The organism is Nonomuraea sp. NPDC049695 (genome assembly GCF_040674955.1).
GTDB classification, from domain to species: Bacteria; Actinomycetota; Actinomycetes; order Streptosporangiales; family Streptosporangiaceae; genus Nonomuraea; species Nonomuraea helvata.
Map to the genome: position 1 here is coordinate 146,471 of NZ_JBFANV010000010.1, position 19,008 is coordinate 165,478.

Below are 19,008 nucleotides of genomic sequence, written 5' to 3' on the forward strand. Positions count from 1 at the left end.
AGGAGAGCCTGACACGCACGCGCCTGTCAACCCAGCTTTTTCAGCCTGACAGCCTGCTTGAGGAAGACGATGCCGTCGATCATGTCGAGCTGGGACGGGTCCAGCGGGAAATAGGCGAAATCGCGGGAGACGCGCGGGTCGGGCTTCGTGATGGCCTCGGCCAGGCGGCGGGCGTCGATGAGGGAATGGTCCCACGGGAGCGTGGACAGGAGGCCCTCGACGGTGTCCGGGAGCGGGGCGTCGTCGCCGACCGTGCCGAAGGCAGAGGCCAGGAAGGCGTACCGGTCGCCCAGGTGCGTCGCGGTGATCGCCCCCGCGCTCCACCACTCCAGCTGCTGGTCGCCGAACGACATGAGGCTCTTGTTCCGCTGCAGGTGGAGGTTGCTGGAGAAGACCAGGGCCGGGCCGCGCTCGGCGACGGCACGCAGGTTGGCGGCCATCATCGCGTCCCGCAGGGCCGACAGCCGGGTCCACCGTGCCGGGGACGCGTCGGCCATCCAGTAGTGGTAGCGGAGCAGGCCGACGGCCGTGCGCCCGTACAGTGCCGCCCGCTCCCTGTCCTCCGCGCTCAGCCGCGGCGCCTGCGTGTCGAGCAGCGCCACCAGGTCGTCGGCGATCAGCCGCAGCCGCTGGGCCTCCGCGGACTGGCCGATCGACTGGGACGGATCCATGGCCGCAGCCTCGTTCGACCACCGCTCGTCCGCGCCCAGCAGCGTGTCGAGGGTCTCCCTGGTGCAGGGCAGCGGGCCGTCGAGGAGGTCATAGAGGGCGGTGAGCGCCTGGCGCGGGCTCGCCGCCCAGTACTCCAGCGGGCCGTCGAACCCGAAGAACCGGAGCTTCTCGTCATGCTCCTCGTTGTACGCGCGCATCCAGCGCACGAGCTCCCGGTTGGCGGGAAACTCGCCGAATGCGTGGCTGAAGCCGCGTTCCATGACGTCATCGAGCGTGCCCGCGCCCGTCGTGAGGTAGTCGTCGACCACGAGGCCCATGAGACAGTCGCTCTCGATGGCGAACGACCGGTAGCCCTCGTGCTCGACCAGATGCCGGAAGATCTCGTTGCGCAACTCGCCCAGCTCGTCCACGAAGTGCCTGGCCTCACCCAGGCCGAGCAGCAGCGGCTTGGCGGGAAGCGACCGGAGGAACGCCGAGATGCCTGCGCCATCGAGCGGCAGGGCCATGTCCTTGATGTTCATGCCTTAAACGGTATCGTTGAACACTCGATGTAAACTTTCTCCGGTCAACCCCCACTGCCATGGCGACAAACCTTAAATCGACGATGCATCACTGGCGCTGGCCTGCGGTTGTTCGGAGTGCGCTACAGCGGTACGAGGTTCAGCAGGAGGGCGATGACGCCGCCCGTCGTCGTGACGAAAGTCGTGCCCGGGTGCATCCCGATCGACAGCCGCAGATCCTTCTTCCGCCAGACGAGCCAGACCCCCGGAAACATGAATATCAGCCTGGACAGTAACCTCCAGGGCGCCCAGAAGTGGTACAGCGAGAACAGGGCGGCGTTGACCACCGGCGCCCACCATCTGCACGATCAGGGCTGCGACGATGGCGACGAGCTTCGCGCGTGGGATCGGCTTGTCCAGATAGCTCACCACTCCACGCAGCGAAAACCGGCCGTTGCGCCGGCGGCCTGACCACAGCAGCAGGCCGAGCTGGACCGGCGCCAGAGCCAGGCACATGGCGAACGCCCAGCCCAGGAACGGCGGATAGCCGATGGCTTTGACGAGCGGCGCGGTGATGAGCAGGTAGACGGCGACGATCAGGGCGCCGGGGACGAGGTGGAGCGCGAGGGCCCCTACGGCTGCTCGGGGCCCGCCACCTGATCGGCCACCCTCCCGATCCTCGCCAGCTGTGCCAGCGCGGGTCGGGAGAGTACGGCCTGGATGTCGTGCAATGCGAGGATCAGCTCCTCGAGCCCGTCGATGGGTGACTCCCGCTCCCTGTTCAGCAGGACGCCCCTGTACTCCTCCGGATTGACGGCCCCGCCGGGCAGCTCGACCCCGCCGTCCTCCACCCGGAACAGCGCCGGGATGGACGTGTCCAGCGCCAGGGCGAGGGCGGTCAGCTCCGCCGCCGTGAAGGAGCGCTGACCGCGCTCCGCCTGGTGAACGGCTTGCCGGCTCCACGGCTTGTCCAGGTAGCGCCCCAGGGCCTCGCCCAGCTCCGTGAGCGACAGCCGCCGCTCCGCGCGCAGGCGCGCGATCTGCCGGCCGACGGCCTCTTCCACCCGCATCCGTCCCCCTGGTGTCATTGTGGGCAATGACGTAGATATGTCGGCATTGACAGCGCCCTCTCGGCGGGCTACTGTACCGCTACAGATTTACCTGTCACTTCCACCGATGACAAGTGGGTGTCACCCCATGCGAGACTTTCAATTAGAGGTGATCGGCCCGATCGGCGACTGCGCCGTGCTCAAGGTCTCGGGCGAGATCGACGTGGAGACCGCTCCCCAACTTCGGGAGCGGCTGGTGGACCTGGCGGGCAAGGGCATCCGCCACGTCATCACCGACCTGGGCGGAGTCGACTTCCTCGACTCGACCGGCCTGGGGGTCCTGGTGGGCGGCCTCAAGCGGCAGCGCAACCACGAAGGCACGCTGACCCTGGTCACCGACGCGGAGCGCATCCTGCGCGTCTTCCGGATCACGGGGCTCGTCACCGTGCTGCCTCCCCACGCCTCGGTCTCCGAGGCGATCGCCGCGGATCCCGGCTCCCGGCGGGCGGTCGAGGCCAGGGCCGGGAGCGTCGAAGAATGGTGCCGGACGCACGGCCTGTCCTGACTCGTGAACGCCGCCGCCAAGCACGCCGTCGTCATCCCCGGCGAAAACTATGGACCGCTGGCCGGGCTGCTCGCCTATGTGGGCGAAGCGGCCGCTCGCCGGGGAGCCCGCCTCGAGCTCATCTCGTGGACGCCGCCGCCGGGCCGGACGCTGGAGGAGCGCCCGCCCTGGGTGCGTGAACAGGTGGCGCCCGTCGTGGACGGGTTCGCGGCGCCGCTGCTCATCGGCAAGTCGCTCGGCTCGCTCGCCGCCGCCGTGGCGGCGGAGCGCGGCCTGGCGGGCGTCTGGTTGACGCCGCTGCTCACGATGTCCGCGTGCGTGGCCGCGCTGCGCCGGGCCACGGAGCCGTTCCTGCTGGTCGGCGGCACCGCGGACGACTTCTGGGACGGCGCCGTGGCGCGGGAGCTGACACCGTACGTGCTCGAGGTCGAGGCGCCGACCACGGCATGCTGCTGCCGGGGCCGCTCTCCAGGAGCGCCGAGGTCCTCGGTCGGGTGACGGTCGCCGTGGAGACCTTCCTCGATGACGTCGTCTGGCGCTGACGCGCGCCCGCTCAGTTCAGCCCCGACTCCAGCTGCTCCAGCGCCTTGTCGATCTCGGCGGGCCCGTCCATCGCGGAGTCGTGCGCCCACTCCACCCAGACCAGGGCCACGATCCCGAGGACCGCCCCCATGGCGTTCCGCAGCCGGGGATCGTCCCGCCCGTAGCCCGTCCTGTCGGCCAGCAGCTCGGCGATCTCCCCCATGAGGCCGGAGGCCTTGCGCAGGTTGGCCGCCACCAGCTCGGGAACGGTCGTCGCGAACACCTCCCGTGCGTGTCCGGCCGCGATCTCCTCGGCGGTCAAGGAGGCGAACGCCGTACGGAACGCACCCCGCAGGACCGTGACCGGCGCGCCCGGCGGCTGGGCCGCGATCCCCTCGATGAGGGGCGGGAACCGATCGAGCGTGACCAGATGCTCCTTCGTCGGGAAATAGCGGAAGAAGGTGGCGGGGGAAACCTCGGCCGCCTCGGCGATCTGCTCGGTGGTGGTGGCGTTGTAGCCGCGCTCGCGGAAGAGCCTGAACGCCTCGCGCAGGATCGCCTCCCTGGTCCTGGCCTTCTTGCGCTCGCGCAGCCCGCCGTTGCTCATGTGCTCATTCTGCCGCACCCAAAAACTGATGGTGTACTGTCAAAAGACAGTGGCCTATCAAAATTGAGGAGCTGCCCCGATGAGCGATCAGAACGTCGAAACCCCGGTGACCCTGCCCGTCCGGCGCGAGCCCGGCTGCCCGTTCGACCCGCCCCCGGAGCTGGAGCGGCAGCGCGATTCTCAGCCGCTGGCCCGGCTGGCATTCCCCGGCGGCCACGTCGGCTGGCTGGTGACCGGCTACGACCTCGCCCGCGCGATCCTGTCCGATTCCCGCTTCAGCGTCCGGCCGGAGCTCCGGCACTCCCCGCTCCCCCGGCCGAACGTCCGCCCCGGCGGGCACGATCAACCGGCCGCGCCCGGCTGGTTCGCCAGCATGGACCCGCCCGACCACACCAGGTATCGCCGCCTGCTCACCGGCCAGTTCACCGTCCGCAGGATGAAGGGCCTCGAGCCGCGCATCGCCCAGATCGTCGCGGATCGGCTGCGGGCGATGGCCGAGGCCGGTCCGCCCGTGGACCTCGTGCAGGCGTTCGCGCTCCCGATCCCCTCCCTGGTGATCTGCGAGCTGCTCGGCGTGCCGTACGAAGACCACGCGTTCTTCGAGAAGGAGACCGCCCTGCTCGCCGATCTGGGCAACTCCGAGGCGCAGGCCATGACCGCCCTGGCGAACCTGGCCGGTTACCTGCGCGACCTGGTCGGACGCAAGCGCTCCCGACCCGCGGAGGACCTGCTCAGCGGCCTGATCGACGACGGCGACCTGAGCGACGAGGAGCTGACCAACATCGCCCTGGCCCTGCTCGTCGCCGGTCACGAAACCACCGCCAACATGCTCGCCCTCGGCACCCTCGCGCTGCTGCGCCACCCCGAGCAGCTCGACGCCTTCCGCGCCGACCCCTCGCTGACCGACACCGCGGTCGAGGAGCTGATGCGCTACCTGACCATCGTCCACGTGGGCGCGCCCAACCGCGCCGCCCTGGAGGACGTCGAACTGGGCGGCAGGCTCATCCGCAAGGGCGAGACCGTGGTTCTGGGGCTGCCCGCGATCAACCGCGACCCGGAGCGGTTCGCCGATCCCGCCGCCCTGCGGCTCGACCGCGACAACGCCCGGCAGCACCTGGCCTTCGGGCACGGAGTCCACCAGTGCCTGGGGCAGCAGCTGGCCCGCATCGAGATGCGCATCGCCTACCGCGCGCTGTTCGAGCGCTTCCCCACCTTGCGCCCGGCGATTCCGGTGGAGGAGGTCCCGATGCGGGAGACTTCGATCGTCTACGGGGTGTGGCGGCTGCCGGTCACGTGGTGAGACCCGCAGGCACGGCCGACGGGCGGGGCGAGGCGGTGCGGCGGCGGTAGTAGTGCACGGTCACCAGGGCGAGCAGAGGGCTCCAGGCGGCCAGCGGCCAGTACGTGACGTTGAAGATCACCGTCTGCCAGCCGTGCGTGACCAGCCCGGTGGGATCCCCGTTGAGCTTCAGGCCGAAGACGCCCATGGTCATCGCGTACGGGAAGATCAGCAACGCGAGCGCGCCGAGACCGGCGGGGATGACCGCGGCCATGACCGGCACCGGGCGGCCGCGCAGGACCGGCACCCAGCCCGGCCAGGCCTCACCCCACTCGCTGACCAGCCCGACGGCGAGGAAGGCCGCCGCCTCGCTCACCACGCTGAGCAGCATGATGTACCACCACCCGCCGGCCAGCCCTTCCAGGCCGCCCGGAGGCGTGGGGCCGAACTCCACCAGCGGCACATGCAACACGAAACCGGCGATGCGCCACAGGCTGGAGGGCAGCACGACCAGCGGGATGGCGTAGGCGGCCAGCACGGCCCAGCGGGGCACGCCGGCCGCCGTCCGGCCGTGCAGTCTGCTCCAAACGGACATAGGAGTTCTCCTCGAACGACGCCACGGGTTGGCGCCTTTGAGGATCGCGCATGTCCCGAGCGCCGCTCATCCCCCACGCGAGGGAGATCACTCCCGGTGCCGCCGCCAGAGGCTTGATCGCCCCCCATCGGGTCACCGGCACCGGGCTGCAAGGGCTGAAAAGCGTTTTCAGGCGCCTGTTTCTCCGCTCCTGGCGGCGGCTCCGGAGCGGAAGAAGGCAGCCATCATCACCCCGGCCGCGAGGCTGGCCACGGCGCCCACGAGCACCGCCAGTCGCATGCCGTTCAGGAGGCCGTCGATGTCTCCATCGGCGCCGGCGGCCGTGCCGGCGCCGAGGAGCGCTACGGCGGCCAGCACCGGAGTGCCGAGAGTCAGGGCGATCTGCTGACTCATCGTGCTCAGGCCGGTCGCTAGGCCTTGCTCCTCATCGGGCAGGCCGGAGGTGGCGATGACCGTGTAAGAGACGAGCCCCACGGCATGGCCGAAGAACGCAACCGCGACAGCGACGAGGACGATATAGATACCCGCGGCGCCCTCGTCCACGGCCAGCAGCCCCAAGAGGCCCAGCCCCTGGACGGTCAGGGCGGTGATGAGGGCCGGCCTGCCGCCGATGGCGCCGATCAGCCGAGGGGCGAGGAGCCCGCCCGCGACGGCCGCAATGCTGGATGCCCCGAATGCCAGACCGGAGGCAAGCGGCTGGTAGTCGAGTACGTCCTGCAAGTAGAGCGTCATCTGGAAGACGACCGCGCTGGGCATGCTGATGACGATGATCCCGGCGAAGTTGCCCCAGCGGACAGTGGGTCGTTTGAGCACTCTGACCGGCGCCAACGGGTGCGGGCTACGCAGTTCGATGAACCAGAAGGCGACCAGCAGTACCACGGCGAGGAACAGGCAGCCGATGACGACGGGATCGCCCCAGCCGTTCTGCTCGGTCGCGGAGATGCCGTAGACCAAACTCACCAGGCCGCCGGTGACCGTGACTGCGCCAGGGAGGTCGAGACGGCTGCGAATCCGCTCGCCGCTGTCGCTCAGGACACGCGGAGCGATGAGCACGATGACCACCACGACCGGCAGGTTGATCAGGAACGCCCAGCGCCAGCTCAGCAGCTCGGTCAGTACGCCGCCGAGCACCGACCCCAGCGCGAAGCCTCCGGTCAGTAGAGTGCCGTTGAGTCCGAGTGCGCGCCGGCGGAGCGGACCTTCCGGGAAGGATGTGGTCAGTAGCGACATCGCGGCGGGCGTGGCCATCGCTGTGGCCAGCCCCTGCCCGATACGCCCGGACAGGAGCATGCCCGGCGACTGCGCGAGGCCGCCGACCAGTGACGCCACGCCGAGAAGCACCATTCCCGCCAGAAAGAGGTTGCGCCGGCCGAACAGGTCCGCGATGCGGCCGAACAGCAGGGTGAAGCCCGCGGCGGGCAGCATGAATCCCGTGACGATCCACTGCAGCTCGCTCAGCTTGAATCCGAGGTCGGAGCCGATGGTCGGCACGGCGATGTTGAGCACCGAGAAGTCGACCGCGAGCATGAACTGGGCGCCTAGCAGGACAGCCAGGATCAGCCTCTGCCGGGACGTCATTCGTCCCTCCAAGGGCCTGCCCCGCGCGTTGCTCCTGAGATCGAGCTCGGTCATCGTGTTCCTCTCGTCCGGGCGAAACCAACGAGAGAAAGAACACCGGCGGGCGGAAGCCGGTTGCACAGGCGGAGGCGGGTGGTGGTCGCCGTCGCACGTGTCTACCGGGTCCAGTCTGCCGGGCGCTGGGACTGGCGGAGGCGTTCGGCCTGTTCGCGCAGCGGCTGAGGGATGAGCTCCACGAGCTGGTCCCGCCTGAGCGGCAGGTCCAGCAGGCTGAGCTTGACCCGGTTGCGCTGGAGGTGCGTGCCGACGTCGAACCGGACGATGTCCACGGCATCGGTGCGCAGCCGTACGGACAGGTCCGCCCCGGGCTGGAGCGGGTGGGCGGGGGTGCCGTCCACGGAGAAGATCAGCGGCACATTTTGGGAGGGATTGCGCAGGACGATGTGGTCGTCCTTGCCCAGGATGACGGTGCGGCTGATGCCGGACATCGGGGCCACGGGCGTGAGGGCGACGGCGGGCGCGGACGGTGAGATGACCGGGCCGCCGGCGGCGTAGTTGTAGGCCGTCGAGCCCGTGGGCGTGCAGGCGATCACCGCGTCCCCCCGGTAGTAGCCGTGCCGCAGCCCGTTGACCTCGAGGTCGAGCGTCACGCTCGACAGCGGCTCGGCAGAGGCGATCACGATGTCGTTGAACGCGGTGACATCGCCCGCCTCCAGGCAGCTGTGCGGCTCGAGCGTGTAGTGCCCCTCGGTCAGGCGGTCGAGGGCCTGCTCCAGCTCCGACGGGCTGACCTCGATGAGGAAGCCCAGGTGGCCGTGGTTGACGCCCAGCACCGGCGCATCACGGCCGACCACCAGGCGCATCGCGCCCAGCATGGTCCCGTCGCCGCCGAGGCTGATCACCACGTCCACCCGTTCGGCGAACTCCTCGGGAGCGACGGTGACGACCTCCGGCCCCACCCGCTCGGCGTCGCTCCCGTGGGCGACGACGACGGCTCCGACGCGCCGCGCGTACCGAGTGATCACCCGTACGGAGTCCAGGACGGACCGGTCCGGGTGCACCACCAGCCCCAGCGTGAGGAGTGGCCGGCCTGACGAGTTGTTCACGGGAGGTCCCCTACCCGAATCCGGGCCTGGTGGTCGGCGGGGTCACCAGGTGACGGGCAGTTCGTGCACGCCGTAGACCAGCCCGTTGACCTTGAACGGGACCTGGTCCAGCTCGGTGGCCAGCTTCAGCGTCGGGATGCGCCGGTAGAGGGTGCCGTACACCACCTGCAGCTCCATGCGGGCCAGCGGCTGGCCCATGCACTGGTGCACGCCGAAGCCGAAGGCCACGTAGCGGCGGGCGTCGCGGCGGATGTCCAGCTCGTCTGGGTTGTCGGGGAAGGCCGAAGGGTCGCGGTTGCCCATCTCGTTCGCCATGATCAGTCCTTCGCCGGCGCGCACGGTCTGGCCGGCGACCTCGATGTCCTCCGTCGCGACGCGCAGCCGCCCGTTGTGCACGATGTTCAGGTAGCGCAGCAGCTCTTCCACGGCGGAGGGGCGGGCCAGGCCGTCGCGGAAGAGCTGCAACACCGGGGCGGCGGTCGGCGCTTCGTCCACCATGATCGCGTTGAGCGCGGGATCGGCCATGACTTGGGCGGTGAAGCGGGCGTACCAGGTGGGGCTGCCCAGGGTCTCCAGATGTTCGGTGAGCGGGCGGACCAGGCAGGCGACCCAGTCCCGCAGGTCGGTGGAGTCGGCGAAGTCGGCCATCATGCGTTCGCGGATGCGCTCGATCTGCTCGGCGTGCTTGCGGGCGATCGCGCGGATCAGATCTGCCTTGGTGCCGAAATGGTAGCTGACCGCGGCGTTGTTGCCCTGACCGGCGGCCTCGCTGATCTGACGGTTGCCGACGGCGTGCACGCCGCGTTCGGCGAACAGCCGCTCGGCCGCGGCGAGGAGCGCCTCGCGGGTCGCGCTCACCTGTTCGTCTCGTGTCACCTTGCCGATCATCGTCATTCACCGCACCGGGACTTCGCGCAGCCCGCGACGGCCCAGTCCCACAGGTCGTCGCAGGTCCTCGGCCGTGCCGGCGAGGCGTGACGAAAGAACAGCCTATGCAAGCGGCCGTCCTGTTGAGGGCCGCTCCGGCTTGACAGGAACCCGTCCCGCGCTAAGTTAAATCAATCGATTGATTTAATACGTGCGCAGCCTTCAGAGGAGAGAACAGTGACAGCAATCCCGGAGTACGACATCGCCAGGTCGGCGAAGTGCCCGCTCGACCCCGCACCCGCGATGCGGGCGCGGCAGGAGGAGGCCCCGCTGACGCGGGTCCGGTTGTGGGACGGCAGCACCCCGTGGCTGGTGACCGGACATGCCGAACACCGCGCGGTGCTCGGTCACCCGAAAGTCAGCGTCGAACCGGCGCGCGGCATCCCGCGGCTCTCGCCGGCGGAGGCGGCGACCATGGAGAGCATGGCCAAGGAGGGCTCGGACGGCATCGGCTTCATCATGATGGACGACCCCGAGCACGCCCGGCTGCGCCGCATGGTGACCTCCGCGTTCACCATCAAGCGGGTGGAGGCGATGCGGCCGGCCACGCAGGAGATCGCGGACGAGCTGATCGACAGGATGCTCGCCGGCCCGAAGCCCGCCGATCTCGTCGAGGCGTTCGCGCTGCCGCTGCCGTCGTTGGTGATCTCCAATCTGCTCGGCGTGCCGTACGACGACCATGAGTTCTTCCAGGCCAACAGCAGGACCATCATCAACCGCAACTCGACCCCCGAGGAGCGGGGACAGGCCCAGCGGCGGCTGGCCGAGTACCTGGACGGGCTGCTCGGCGAGAAGCTCGCCAACCCTGCCGACGACCTGCTGTCCGGGCTGGTCGAGCGGGTCAAGGCCGGTGAGCTGTCCCGGCAGGAGGCCGCCCGCATGGGCGTGCTGATGCTGTTCGCCGGGCACGAGACCACGGCCAACATGATCACGCTGGGGACTCTGGCCCTGCTGCAGCATCCCGAGCAGCTCGCCGTTCTGCGCGAGAGCGACGACCCGAAGGTGGTCGCCTCGGCGGTCGAGGAGCTGCTGCGCTATCTGACGATCACCCACGGCGGGCTGCGGCGGGTGGCGCTGGAGGACATCGAGATCGGCGGCCAGGTGATCCGGGCCGGCGAGGGCATCATCGCGGTCAACGAGACCGCCAACCGCGACCTGTCCGTCTTCCCCGACCCCGACCGGCTGGACCTCCAGCGCAACGCCCGGCTGCACGTGACCTTCGGGTACGGGGTGCACCAGTGCCTGGGTCAGCCGCTGGCGCGGATGGAGCTGCAGGTCGCCTACCCCGCCCTCCTGCGGCGGATTCCCACCCTGGCGCTCGCCGCCGAGGTGGAGCGGATCCCGTTCAAGCACGACGGGTTCGTCTACGGAGCCTACGAACTGCCCGTCACCTGGTGACACCGAGGAGCACACCGTGAAGATCATCATCGAACAGGACAAGTGCGTCGCCTCCGGGCAGTGCGTGCTGGCCGCCGACGACGTGTTCGACCAGCGCGACGAGGACGGGATCGTAGAAGTTCCAGCTCCCGTGTCCCTCGTGCGCGCCTCCCCCGGCACGGTGGCCGTTGTCGGGCCGGCCGTTCCACCAGCTGTCCGGCCACCCTCAGTGTCGTACGCGACGCAGAGCGTGTGCATCCCCAGAATTGGGGGATGACGCCGACCGGTTGTCGTGCGTACCAGGCGAGCACGGACAGGGAGACTGGCGTGGCAGGAGAGTGAGCCGCCGCGATGCTGAGGATGCGGCGCGGTTCATGCTATGAGCAGGCGGAGGCCGAGATCTGCCGCATCGAGGTCGGCGAGGTCGCGGTTGCGCTCGGCCCACCGGCCCGAGGCGAGGTCATCGCTGAGGCTTCGTACCGCCCGCTGCTCGGCCTTCGGCCCGACCCTCGTCCAGACAGACATCGCACGGCGCACGTGATCCTCCAAATACGCCCCGGGCCGGCGCCAGTACGCCTCGAACAGGCCGTCAGCGCAGTCCCACGGAACGGGCACCGGCTCCGCGCGGGCGCCGATCGCGTCGGCCATCCCGTCGAGCGAGGGAAAGCTCGCGAGGAGGTCGCCGAACTCGGGCAGGTAGTCGCGGGTCAGCCAGAACCGGTCCTGCCATCCGGGCTCGCAGGCGTCGAACGTGAGCACCACCACGCGGTGGGCCACGCGCCGCATCTCGCGCAGCCCGGCGATCGGTTCGCGCCAGTGGTGAACGGTGGAGACGGCCATCGCCGCGTCGAAGGACCGGTCGGCGAACGGCAGGCTCTCCGCGGCGGCGGCCATGCACGGTGCCGTGCCGGCGGGCCGCTGCGCCCGCATGACCGCCGACGGCTCCACCGCGGTCACGTCCCGGTCGCAAGGCTCGTAGGAACCGGTGCCGGCCCCGACGTTCAGCACCGTCTGCGCGTCCCCGAGCGCATCCCAGATCTGCGCGGCGATCCGCGGGTCGGTGCGCCGTGTCGCGGTGTAAGCGCCGCCGATCGCGTCGTACAGCCGTGCGCCGAGCATCTCCAGTTGCTCCTCCGGCGTCACCTTGACTCCCTTCGCCCGCGCCTCGAGTTCTCTGTCGATGGCCGCCACCATGGCATCGGCGTGATCGCGCCGGTCCAGCAGCAGGCCGCGCAGCCGGCGCAGGTGCGCGACCGCGTCGGTGGACGGGTCGCCGACCAGGTCCGCGACCTCCCGCAGTCCGAAGCCCAGGCGCCGGTAGGCGAGCACCTCGCGCAGTCGCTCCACGTCGCCGGCCGAGTAGGCCCGGTACCCGGCTGCGGTTCGCGCCGACGGCCGTACGAGCCCGATCTCGTCATAGTGATGCAGCGTGCGGACGCTCACGCCCGCCAACTCGGCCACGCGTCCCACGGTCAGGTGCTCCTCCACGGCACCGACTATGCAGCCTGACGCCACGTGAGGGTCAAGCGCCTCGCTTCTGGCGGCGAGAGCCGAACGCGGGGCAGCGAGTCCTTTGTCCAGGCCGGGCCGGCAGCAGGACGAGCACTCCTCATTCCACCCCGAGCCCGCCTTCGGTGTTGGCCGCAAAGCCGGCCCGGCTCCCTGACGCGGTGGGCATCGGCGGGTAGTCGTCGACGGTCATGGAGTTGTACAGGCGTGCGCTCTTGGTGGTGAGGCGGAGGAGGGCGCGGCTGGGTCCCGCGGGCAGGGCGGAGATCAGGCGGGCGCCCTGGGCGAGCCCCGAGACGCCGAGGCGGGAGGTGGGGATCAGGGTCTTCGCCGCGCTGAGCGCGACCGCGCGGCTGCCGCGCACGTGCTCGGCCATCGCGCGCTCGTAGGCGGGGAAGGCGCGCTCGTGGTCGCCGCCCGCCCGCGCCAGCTCCCCGGCGAGGACGTACGCCCCGACGACGGCCAGGGTGGTGCTGCCGCCGACGGCCGGGCCGGGGCAGTAGCCCGCGTCGCCGACGAGCGTCACCCTCCCCCGCGACCAGGTGTCCATGCGGAGCTGAGTGATCGAGTCGAAGTAGAACGCCGGGGTGCGGTCGAGCTCGTCCAGCCAGCGGTCCACGTCGGCGTGCAGGCCGTCGAACGCGCCGCGCAGCAGTTCCTTCTGCCGGGGCACGTCGCGGTGGTGGTAGTCCAGCTCGCGCTCGCTCCGGAACAGGAACAACGCCCGCGCGTCGCCGAGGTGCCGCGCGCCGTACACGCCGGCCGTGCGGCCGACGCCCACGTGGATGAGGACCTCGCCGTCGAGGCCGGAGGTGTTGGGCACGGTCAGCACCCCGAGGTAGGCCCCGACGAAGGCGCTCAAGCGGGACTCGTCGCCGAAGACGAGGCGGCGCACGTTGGAGTGCAGCCCGTCCGCCCCGACGACGAGGTCGAAGCGGCGCGGCGCGGCGTTCTCGAACCGCACCTCGCCGTCGGGCGAGATCTCGGTGATCGAGTCGCCGAAGACGTACTCGACGTCGTCGCACGTGGCGTCGTAGTAGATCTCGCTCAGGTCGTCGCGCATGATCTCGACGTGCCGGTCGGAGGCGGCGCTGAAGATCTTGGAGAGGTCCACCCGGACGGGACGCCGCGCGCCCTCCCGGCAGAGGGTCATCCGTTTCGTGCCGGTGGCCCGCTCCTCGACGCGCGGGAGGACGCCCATCTTCTCCGAGATGTCCATCGCGGGCCGGAACAGGTCGACCGCGTGACCGCCGGTCTTGCGCAGGGCCGGCGCGCGCTCGACGACGGTGACGGAGAAGCCGTGCCTGGTGAGCCAGTACGCCAGCACCGGACCGGCGACGCTGGCGCCGGAGACGAGAATCCGCATGAGAACGTCTCCTCAGTGGATCGCGCTGAAGGCCAGGAGGGGTGCGGCGGTCCGCGGCGGATCCTCGAGCATCGGTGAGTGTCCGAGGCCGGGCAGCAACTCGACTTCCGCGCCCGGAACGGCGCGGTAGTCGGCGGCGGATGAGGATCGCCATCTCCGGTCGTCCTCGCCGAAGATCACCAGCAGCGGCTTGCCAAGAGTCGCCAGCCGATCCGGGAGCGGTCGCTGCTCCATGTAGTCGCGGGTGGCCTGCATCGTCGTGGTGAGCGTGTGGGGGGTCATGTGGCGCACCTCGTCCAGGACGTCTTGTGGGATCTGGTAGCCCACGCGGCTGAAAGCGGTGCTGGCGAGCCGGCGGAGCTGCTCGTCGGTCGGCGGCCACTGCGAGGGTCCGACGGCGGCGGACCCTGGTGCGATGAAGGCGTCCAGGCTGGGCCCGGTGTTGATGAGCGCGAGCGCGGTCACCAGATCGGATCGCTGTTCGGCGAGGGCGGTGGCGACCGCGCCGCCGCTGGAATGGCCGACCACGACGGCGTGCTTGACGCCGAGCCGGTCCAGTGCCATGCCGACCCGGCGTGCCTGCTCGGGGGTCGCGTAGCTGGGGCCTGCTGGTTTGGCCGACCGGCCGTGCCCGAGCAGGTCGATCCGGATGACGCGATGGGACCCGGTCAGCAGCGGGACCAGCGGGTCCCACGAGCGGGTCGAGGAGGCGGATCCGTGGATGAGCAGGAGCGCGGGGGCGTCGCGGGGGCCGTCCTGGCACACGTAGATGTCGCCGTCGTCCAGGGGCAGGGTCGCATGCTCGGCGCCATTCACGTGAGGTCCGCCGTCAGGAATAGTCATGAGCCCACTGTCGCTGCCGGTGCGCGCCGGTGGATTGGACAAATGTTCCCCTCCCCGTCCAGGAACGCCCTTCGAGGACGCCGGCTCTCGCGCGGCTACGCCGATCCCGGATCCCACGCGCCACCTGCGGCGCCGGCAGGACTCGCGCCCACGTGGTCGGCTCGGGAAGCGCGGGTGGCGATGTCGGCCACCGCCTGTACGGCGCTGCGGACAGCGGGAATCTGGTCGGCCTCGCGATGGTGAACGAGATACAGGACTCTCGGCCGTACCCCCTCGGCCGGGCGCACGGCGACGCCCGGGTCGCGGGCCGCGTCGAGCGCCAGCTGGGGAAGCAGTCCGACGGCCAACCCACGGGCGATGAGCGCCTGCGTCAGCACATAGTCGTCCGTGCCGTGGCGGATGTCCGGCGTGAAACCCGCTGCCTCGCACGCCTGGCGAAGGTGGTCTGTGCACCGTTCGCAGCCCCCGGTCCACTTGTCCTGTGCCAGCTCCCGCAGGTGCAGCGGCACATCCGACGGTTGCGCGCACGGATGCGAACGGGGCAGCACGAGCCGCAGCGGATCCTCGCCGATCGGCACCTGCACCATTTCCTCGGTGCCGACCGCTCTCTCTCCGGCGTGACCGAACGTCAGGGCGACGTCCACGTCGCCGGCGGCCAGCAGGTCGAGGGCCTGCGGGGGCTCGGCCTCGCGCAGTCGTACGTCGAGACGAGGATGCCGCTGGGCGAGCAGGCTCATCGCGGCGGGGACCACGGTCGCTCCCGCCGAGGGGAACGCGGCCAGCCGCACGGTGCCCGCGCGCAGATGGACGAGCGCTTCGAGCTCTTCGGTCGCGGCCTGCATGCGAGCGGCGATGGCGTCGGCGTGACGGAGCAGCGCCTGCCCCGCCTCCGTGAGCTGGACGCCACGTGGCCGGCGCAGCACAAGGGGGGTGCCCGCCTGACGTTCGAGGTGGCGCAGATGCTGGCTGACCGCCGGCTGGGTCCAGCCGAGCGACCGGGCGGCGCCGCCGATCGACTTGGTACGGGCGATTTCCCGAAAAATCAGCATCCGCTGGACGTCCATGCCATAAGTATTGCTTGGCGGTCGGCCAAGAAAGCCAGGACTACCTATGAGCCGGGCGGCCCGGCACGCTGGGGGCCATGATGCGAACCATCGGGCTGATCGGCGGCATGAGCTGGGAATCCTCCGCCGAGTACTACCGGCTGCTGAACGAGGAGGCGCGACGGCGACTGGGCGGCCACCACTGCGCCAGGAGCGTGCTGTTGACCGTCGACTTCGCCGAGATCGAGGCCATGCAGCGCAGCGGGGAGTGGGAGCGGGCCGGGCTGCTCCTCGCCGGGTCGGCCAAGAGTCTGGAGCAGGCGGGCGCGGACATGGTGCTGCTGTGCACGAACACCATGCACCAGGTCGCCGACCAGATCGAGGCGGCGATCAACGTGCCTTTCGTCCATCTCGTCGACGCCACGGCGCGCCGCGTCGCCGCCGCGGGCCTCACCAGGGTGGGGCTGCTGGCCACCCGGTTCACGATGGAGATGGACTTCTACCGCTCGCGTATGCGACAGCACGGTGTGGAGATCGTGGTGCCGGACGAACCGGACCGTACGCTCGTTCACGACGTGATCTATCAGGAGCTCACGCAGAGCCGGGTCGAAAGCTCCTCTCGTGAGGAATATCGCCGCATCATCGCCGAGCTCGCGGGACGAGGTGCTCAGGCGGTGATCCTGGGATGCACCGAGATCACGCTGCTGATCGGGCCAGGAGACAGCCCGTTGCCGGTGTTCGATTCCACCCGCATCCATGTCGAGACGGCCGTCGACCTGGCACTGCACGCCGAGCCCGACCCGGCCACGAAGTTCGCCACCTGACAGTGCCATGGCTCAGCGCGGGTGTTCTGCTCGTCGGAGCAGAACACCCGGCGCGTGTCAGAGGTTTCCGGCGAAGACCGGCGGGACGCGCTCCTTCCACGGCATGGCCTGCTCCAGGTGGGCGGCGATCCGGAACAGCAGGTCCTCGCGCCCGTAGGCGGCGACGATCTGCACGCCGATCGGCAGCCCGTTCGCACTGTGGGCGAGAGGAAGGCTGATGGCCGGTGAGCCGGTGACGTTGAACACCGGAGTGAACGGCCCGTACTCGGCCAGCGACTCCAGCCAGCTCGTCAGGGTGTGGCCGGGATCGTCGAACCGCAGGGTGCCGTGCGGGGCTGGAAGCCGGCCCAGTGTCGGGGTGATGAGCAGGTCGTACTCGGTGAAGAACGCGCCCACCGACCGGCTCACCCGGTTCTGTGCGTCGAACGCGGCCAGCATGTCCAGCGCGCTGTACTCCCTGGCCGCCGCCAGGAACCGCCGGGAGACAGCCTCCATCCGGGCCTCGTCGGGTGTCCGGGGAGCCAGCAGCAGCGTGGCGGCGATCGCGACCCCCTCGCACACCCAGGCCCGCATGACGGCCTCCCAATCGACCACCGGGCTCGCCTCGGCGACGGTGTGTCCCGCCTGCTCCAGCACCCGGCCGACCCGGACCGCCGCCGCGGCCACCTCGGGATCGACCGGCGTCCCCGCCCAGGCTTCGGTGGTCACCGCCACCCGCAACCGGCCGGGGTCGGCCCCGATCTCCTCCGCGTACGTCCGGCGCGGGGGCGGCGCGGTGTACTTGTCGCCGATCCCCGGCCCCTGGACGGCGTCCAGCAGGTGAGCGGCGTCGCGGACCGTGCGCGTCAGCGCGAACTCGTAGGACATGCCGAGCATCGGCTCCCCCGCATCGGGTCCGGGCGTGATCCGGCCCCGGCTCGGTTTGAGTCCGACCAGGCCACAGCAGGAAGCCGGGACGCGGATGGAGCCGGCACCGTCGCTGGCGTGCGCGACGGGCACAGCACCGGCGGCGACCAGAGCCGCGGCGCCGCCGCTCGACCCGCCCACGCCCCTGTCGAGGTCCCATGGGTTGCGTGCCGGGCCGTACCTGAGGGGTTCGGTGGCGAAGCTGACGCACAGCTCCGGCACGGTGGTCAGGCCCAAGGTGACCAGGCCGGCGGCACGGAAGCGGGTCATCAGATCGGTGTCGCGCCAGGCGACGACGCCCGGCAGGGCGCGGCTTCCCAGGGTGAACGGCACCCCTTCGGCCACCGGCCCGTGGTCCTTGATCAGGAAGGGCACCCCGGACAGCGGCCCTTCGGCCGCGTGAGCGAGCGCCGGGGAGAACAGCGGCAGCGCCAGGCCGTTCACCTTCGCGTTCGTCGCTTCCAGCGCCTGCCGGGCGGTGGCCTCGACCTCGTCGGCGGTGACCTCGCCCGCTCTGATCAGGTCGCGGATGCCGACAGCGTCGTACCTTGCGTACTCGTGAAGTTTCACGAAAAGTCCTTTCGATCACAGATGGGAGTGCTGCATGACAGCGGGGGCGACGCGCTCCGGGGCGCGTCCCCTGTCAGTGATCGAAGTGCTTCTACGCTCGGTACATCACGGCCCATGCTCGCAGCGGCCGGGCCGCGCCGTCGACCGAATTTCCCGTCAGCGAGTGGACTCGCGGACCTTCAGCTCGAAGGGCGCGGTGTACTCGCGGGCCGGGCGTGACGGGTCCTGGATGCGAGCGGTCACCAGCTCGACGGCCTTGGCGGCCATCCACCGGTGGTCCGGGGCCACGGTGGACAGCGAGGGGACCATGTACGCCGACTCGGAAATGTCGTCGAAGCCGATGAGCCGCACGTCCTCGGGGACCCGGACGCCGCGATCGGCCAGGCCGCGCAGGACTCCCTGGGCGACGGTGTCGCTCACCGCCACCACGCCGTCGATCTCCTGGCCGGAGTCGACGAGGCGGTGGGCCGCGTCGCGAGCGGACTCGAGCGCCATCCCGTCGGCGGTGAACAGCAGCGCCGGATCGGGGTCGAGTCCGCGTTCGGCGAGCGCGGCGCGGTAGCCCTGATAGCGGCGCGTGACCACGTTGACGCCGTCGAGGGAGCTGCCGGTGACGATCCCGATCCTGCGGCATCCCCGGTCGATCAGATGGGCGGTCGCCGCTTTCGTGCCTTCCTCGTTGGGCATGGCGACGTGGTCGAACTTCGCGCCGAAGTCCTGCTCGCCGAGCATCACGATCGGGTAGTCGCCGGAGGCCAGCCGTGAGTCCTGCGGGTCGACCCCGACCGCGCTGAGGATCAGCCCGTCGAAGTGCAGGGTGTACGAATGGTTGATCGCGTCGATCTCCGCGTGCGCGGCGGCGCCGGTCTGCTCGATCGCGACGTGGAACCCGTGCTCACTCGCCTGTTCGATCACGTGGGCGGCGAGCCGGCCGAAGTACGGCCGGTCGATCTCGGGCACGGCCAGCCCGATGACGCCGGTCCGCCCGGATCTGAGCGTCCGGGCGGAGACGTTGACGCGGTAGCCCGACTGGCGGACCGCCTCCATCACCCGGCGGCGGACCTGATCGCTGACTCCGGCCCGGCCGTTGATGACGTTGGAGACCGTCATCTTCGACACCCCGGACAGCTTGGCGACGTCGCTCATCGTGACCATGCCGCTCCTCAGGTC

Annotated in this window: 20 protein-coding genes and 1 pseudogene; 7 read left to right on the forward strand and 14 right to left on the reverse strand. The window is 70.3% G+C overall.

Going from position 1 to position 19,008, the window contains the following annotated elements:
* Positions 1–26: 26 nt before the first annotated feature.
* Together AB0J64_RS12365 and AB0J64_RS12370 are read right to left on the reverse strand one after the other, a co-directional pair.
* On the reverse strand, positions 27–1,193 hold the full coding sequence (locus AB0J64_RS12365; protein WP_364024762.1) for an erythromycin esterase family protein: 1,167 nt from the start codon (positions 1,191–1,193) through the stop codon (positions 27–29).
* 122 nt (positions 1,194–1,315) lie between these two features.
* Entirely contained in the window at positions 1,316–1,519 is a 204-nt protein-coding gene (locus AB0J64_RS12370) for a hypothetical protein (protein WP_364024765.1), read from the reverse strand.
* Between AB0J64_RS12370 and AB0J64_RS12375 the strand changes: the two genes are divergently transcribed.
* Positions 1,446–1,643 carry a hypothetical protein gene (locus AB0J64_RS12375; RefSeq protein ID WP_364024858.1) on the forward strand — a complete coding sequence of 66 codons (198 nt, stop codon included), beginning with the start codon at positions 1,446–1,448 and terminating at the stop codon, positions 1,641–1,643. The genes AB0J64_RS12370 and AB0J64_RS12375 overlap by 74 nt on opposite strands.
* 161 nt (positions 1,644–1,804) lie before the next feature.
* On the opposite strand, the gene AB0J64_RS12380 is transcribed toward AB0J64_RS12375, so the two are convergent.
* Positions 1,805–2,242 (reverse strand): helix-turn-helix domain-containing protein, encoded by a 438-nt coding sequence (locus AB0J64_RS12380; RefSeq protein ID WP_364024768.1) that lies wholly within the window; start codon positions 2,240–2,242, stop codon positions 1,805–1,807.
* Positions 2,243–2,369: 127 nt separating this feature from the next.
* Between AB0J64_RS12380 and AB0J64_RS12385 the strand changes: the two are divergent.
* Both AB0J64_RS12385 and AB0J64_RS12390 read left to right on the forward strand, forming a co-directional pair.
* Positions 2,370–2,708, forward strand: a pseudogene (locus AB0J64_RS12385) (STAS domain-containing protein); the annotation flags it as partial.
* A gap of 81 nt (positions 2,709–2,789) precedes the next feature.
* Complete coding sequence (locus AB0J64_RS12390) at positions 2,790–3,284, forward strand: hypothetical protein (protein ID WP_364024771.1); 495 nt, start codon at positions 2,790–2,792, stop codon at positions 3,282–3,284.
* 55 nt (positions 3,285–3,339) lie between these two features.
* Here AB0J64_RS12390 and AB0J64_RS12395 read toward each other — a convergent pair whose 3' ends face one another.
* Positions 3,340–3,915 carry a TetR family transcriptional regulator gene (locus AB0J64_RS12395; RefSeq protein ID WP_364024774.1) on the reverse strand — a complete coding sequence of 192 codons (576 nt, stop codon included), beginning with the start codon at positions 3,913–3,915 and terminating at the stop codon, positions 3,340–3,342.
* A 79-nt stretch (positions 3,916–3,994) separates the two neighbouring features.
* Between AB0J64_RS12395 and AB0J64_RS12400 the strand changes: the two genes are divergently transcribed.
* Positions 3,995–5,215, forward strand: coding sequence for a cytochrome P450 (locus tag AB0J64_RS12400; RefSeq protein ID WP_364024777.1), 1,221 nt, complete (start codon positions 3,995–3,997; stop codon positions 5,213–5,215).
* Here the strand turns inward: AB0J64_RS12400 and AB0J64_RS12405 are convergent.
* The 4 genes from AB0J64_RS12405 to AB0J64_RS12420 all read right to left on the reverse strand — a co-directional run bounded on the left by AB0J64_RS12405 (position 5,205) and on the right by AB0J64_RS12420 (position 9,349).
* Positions 5,205–5,789 carry a hypothetical protein gene (locus AB0J64_RS12405; protein ID WP_364024780.1) on the reverse strand — a complete coding sequence of 195 codons (585 nt, stop codon included), beginning with the start codon at positions 5,787–5,789 and terminating at the stop codon, positions 5,205–5,207. The two genes, AB0J64_RS12400 and AB0J64_RS12405, sit on opposite strands and share 11 nt — an antisense overlap.
* A 168-nt stretch (positions 5,790–5,957) precedes the next feature.
* Complete coding sequence (locus tag AB0J64_RS12410; protein WP_364024783.1) at positions 5,958–7,367, reverse strand: MFS transporter; 1,410 nt, start codon at positions 7,365–7,367, stop codon at positions 5,958–5,960.
* Positions 7,368–7,522: 155 nt separating this feature from the next.
* A complete protein-coding gene (locus AB0J64_RS12415) occupies positions 7,523–8,473 on the reverse strand; it encodes an NAD(+)/NADH kinase (RefSeq protein ID WP_364024786.1) in 951 nt (316 codons plus the stop codon).
* Between the two features lie 42 nt (positions 8,474–8,515).
* Positions 8,516–9,349 carry a cytochrome P450 gene (locus tag AB0J64_RS12420; protein WP_364024789.1) on the reverse strand — a complete coding sequence of 278 codons (834 nt, stop codon included), beginning with the start codon at positions 9,347–9,349 and terminating at the stop codon, positions 8,516–8,518.
* A 228-nt stretch (positions 9,350–9,577) separates the two neighbouring features.
* On the opposite strand from AB0J64_RS12420, the gene AB0J64_RS12425 reads away from it, so the two are divergent.
* Complete coding sequence (locus AB0J64_RS12425) at positions 9,578–10,798, forward strand: cytochrome P450 (protein WP_364024792.1); 1,221 nt, start codon at positions 9,578–9,580, stop codon at positions 10,796–10,798.
* Between the two features lie 16 nt (positions 10,799–10,814).
* Positions 10,815–11,054: a ferredoxin gene (locus tag AB0J64_RS12430; protein ID WP_364024795.1), complete on the forward strand. Its 240-nt coding sequence runs from the start codon at positions 10,815–10,817 to the stop codon at positions 11,052–11,054.
* 95 nt (positions 11,055–11,149) lie between these two features.
* Here the strand turns inward: AB0J64_RS12430 and AB0J64_RS12435 are convergent, their stop codons facing one another.
* The 4 genes from AB0J64_RS12435 to AB0J64_RS12450 form a co-directional block, all read right to left on the reverse strand.
* Entirely contained in the window at positions 11,150–12,265 is a 1,116-nt protein-coding gene (locus tag AB0J64_RS12435; RefSeq protein ID WP_364024797.1) for a MerR family transcriptional regulator, read from the reverse strand.
* A gap of 121 nt (positions 12,266–12,386) precedes the next feature.
* Positions 12,387–13,652: an FAD-dependent monooxygenase gene (locus AB0J64_RS12440; protein WP_364024799.1), complete on the reverse strand. Its 1,266-nt coding sequence runs from the start codon at positions 13,650–13,652 to the stop codon at positions 12,387–12,389.
* Positions 13,653–13,664: 12 nt separating this feature from the next.
* A complete protein-coding gene (locus tag AB0J64_RS12445) occupies positions 13,665–14,495 on the reverse strand; it encodes an alpha/beta fold hydrolase (RefSeq protein WP_364024802.1) in 831 nt (276 codons plus the stop codon).
* Between the two features lie 95 nt (positions 14,496–14,590).
* Positions 14,591–15,559, reverse strand: coding sequence for a LysR family transcriptional regulator (locus tag AB0J64_RS12450; RefSeq protein ID WP_364024805.1), 969 nt, complete (start codon positions 15,557–15,559; stop codon positions 14,591–14,593).
* Positions 15,560–15,636: 77 nt separating this feature from the next.
* Between AB0J64_RS12450 and AB0J64_RS12455 the strand changes: the two genes are divergently transcribed.
* Entirely contained in the window at positions 15,637–16,362 is a 726-nt protein-coding gene (locus tag AB0J64_RS12455) for an aspartate/glutamate racemase family protein (RefSeq protein WP_364024808.1), read from the forward strand.
* Positions 16,363–16,419: 57 nt separating this feature from the next.
* Here AB0J64_RS12455 and AB0J64_RS12460 read toward each other — a convergent pair whose 3' ends face one another.
* A complete protein-coding gene (locus tag AB0J64_RS12460; protein WP_364024811.1) occupies positions 16,420–17,838 on the reverse strand; it encodes an amidase in 1,419 nt (472 codons plus the stop codon).
* 156 nt (positions 17,839–17,994) lie between these two features.
* Entirely contained in the window at positions 17,995–18,993 is a 999-nt protein-coding gene (locus AB0J64_RS12465; RefSeq protein WP_364024814.1) for a LacI family DNA-binding transcriptional regulator, read from the reverse strand.
* Positions 18,994–19,008: the final 15 nt, after the last annotated feature.

Coding starts and splice junctions, on each gene's coding strand:
- AB0J64_RS12365 (WP_364024762.1), bottom strand. CDS start 1,193: ATGAACATCAAGGACATGGCCCTGCCGCTCGATGGCGCAGGCATCTCG.
- AB0J64_RS12440 (WP_364024799.1), bottom strand. CDS start 13,652: ATGCGGATTCTCGTCTCCGGCGCCAGCGTCGCCGGTCCGGTGCTGGCG.
- AB0J64_RS12410 (WP_364024783.1), bottom strand. CDS start 7,367: ATGACGTCCCGGCAGAGGCTGATCCTGGCTGTCCTGCTAGGCGCCCAG.
- AB0J64_RS12405 (WP_364024780.1), bottom strand. CDS start 5,789: ATGTCCGTTTGGAGCAGACTGCACGGCCGGACGGCGGCCGGCGTGCCC.
- AB0J64_RS12455 (WP_364024808.1), top strand. CDS start 15,637: ATGATGCGAACCATCGGGCTGATCGGCGGCATGAGCTGGGAATCCTCC.
- AB0J64_RS12400 (WP_364024777.1), top strand. CDS start 3,995: ATGAGCGATCAGAACGTCGAAACCCCGGTGACCCTGCCCGTCCGGCGC.
- AB0J64_RS12380 (WP_364024768.1), bottom strand. CDS start 2,242: ATGCGGGTGGAAGAGGCCGTCGGCCGGCAGATCGCGCGCCTGCGCGCG.
- AB0J64_RS12445 (WP_364024802.1), bottom strand. CDS start 14,495: ATGACTATTCCTGACGGCGGACCTCACGTGAATGGCGCCGAGCATGCG.
- AB0J64_RS12465 (WP_364024814.1), bottom strand. CDS start 18,993: ATGGTCACGATGAGCGACGTCGCCAAGCTGTCCGGGGTGTCGAAGATG.
- AB0J64_RS12375 (WP_364024858.1), top strand. CDS start 1,446: ATGAATATCAGCCTGGACAGTAACCTCCAGGGCGCCCAGAAGTGGTAC.
- AB0J64_RS12450 (WP_364024805.1), bottom strand. CDS start 15,559: ATGGACGTCCAGCGGATGCTGATTTTTCGGGAAATCGCCCGTACCAAG.
- AB0J64_RS12395 (WP_364024774.1), bottom strand. CDS start 3,915: ATGAGCAACGGCGGGCTGCGCGAGCGCAAGAAGGCCAGGACCAGGGAG.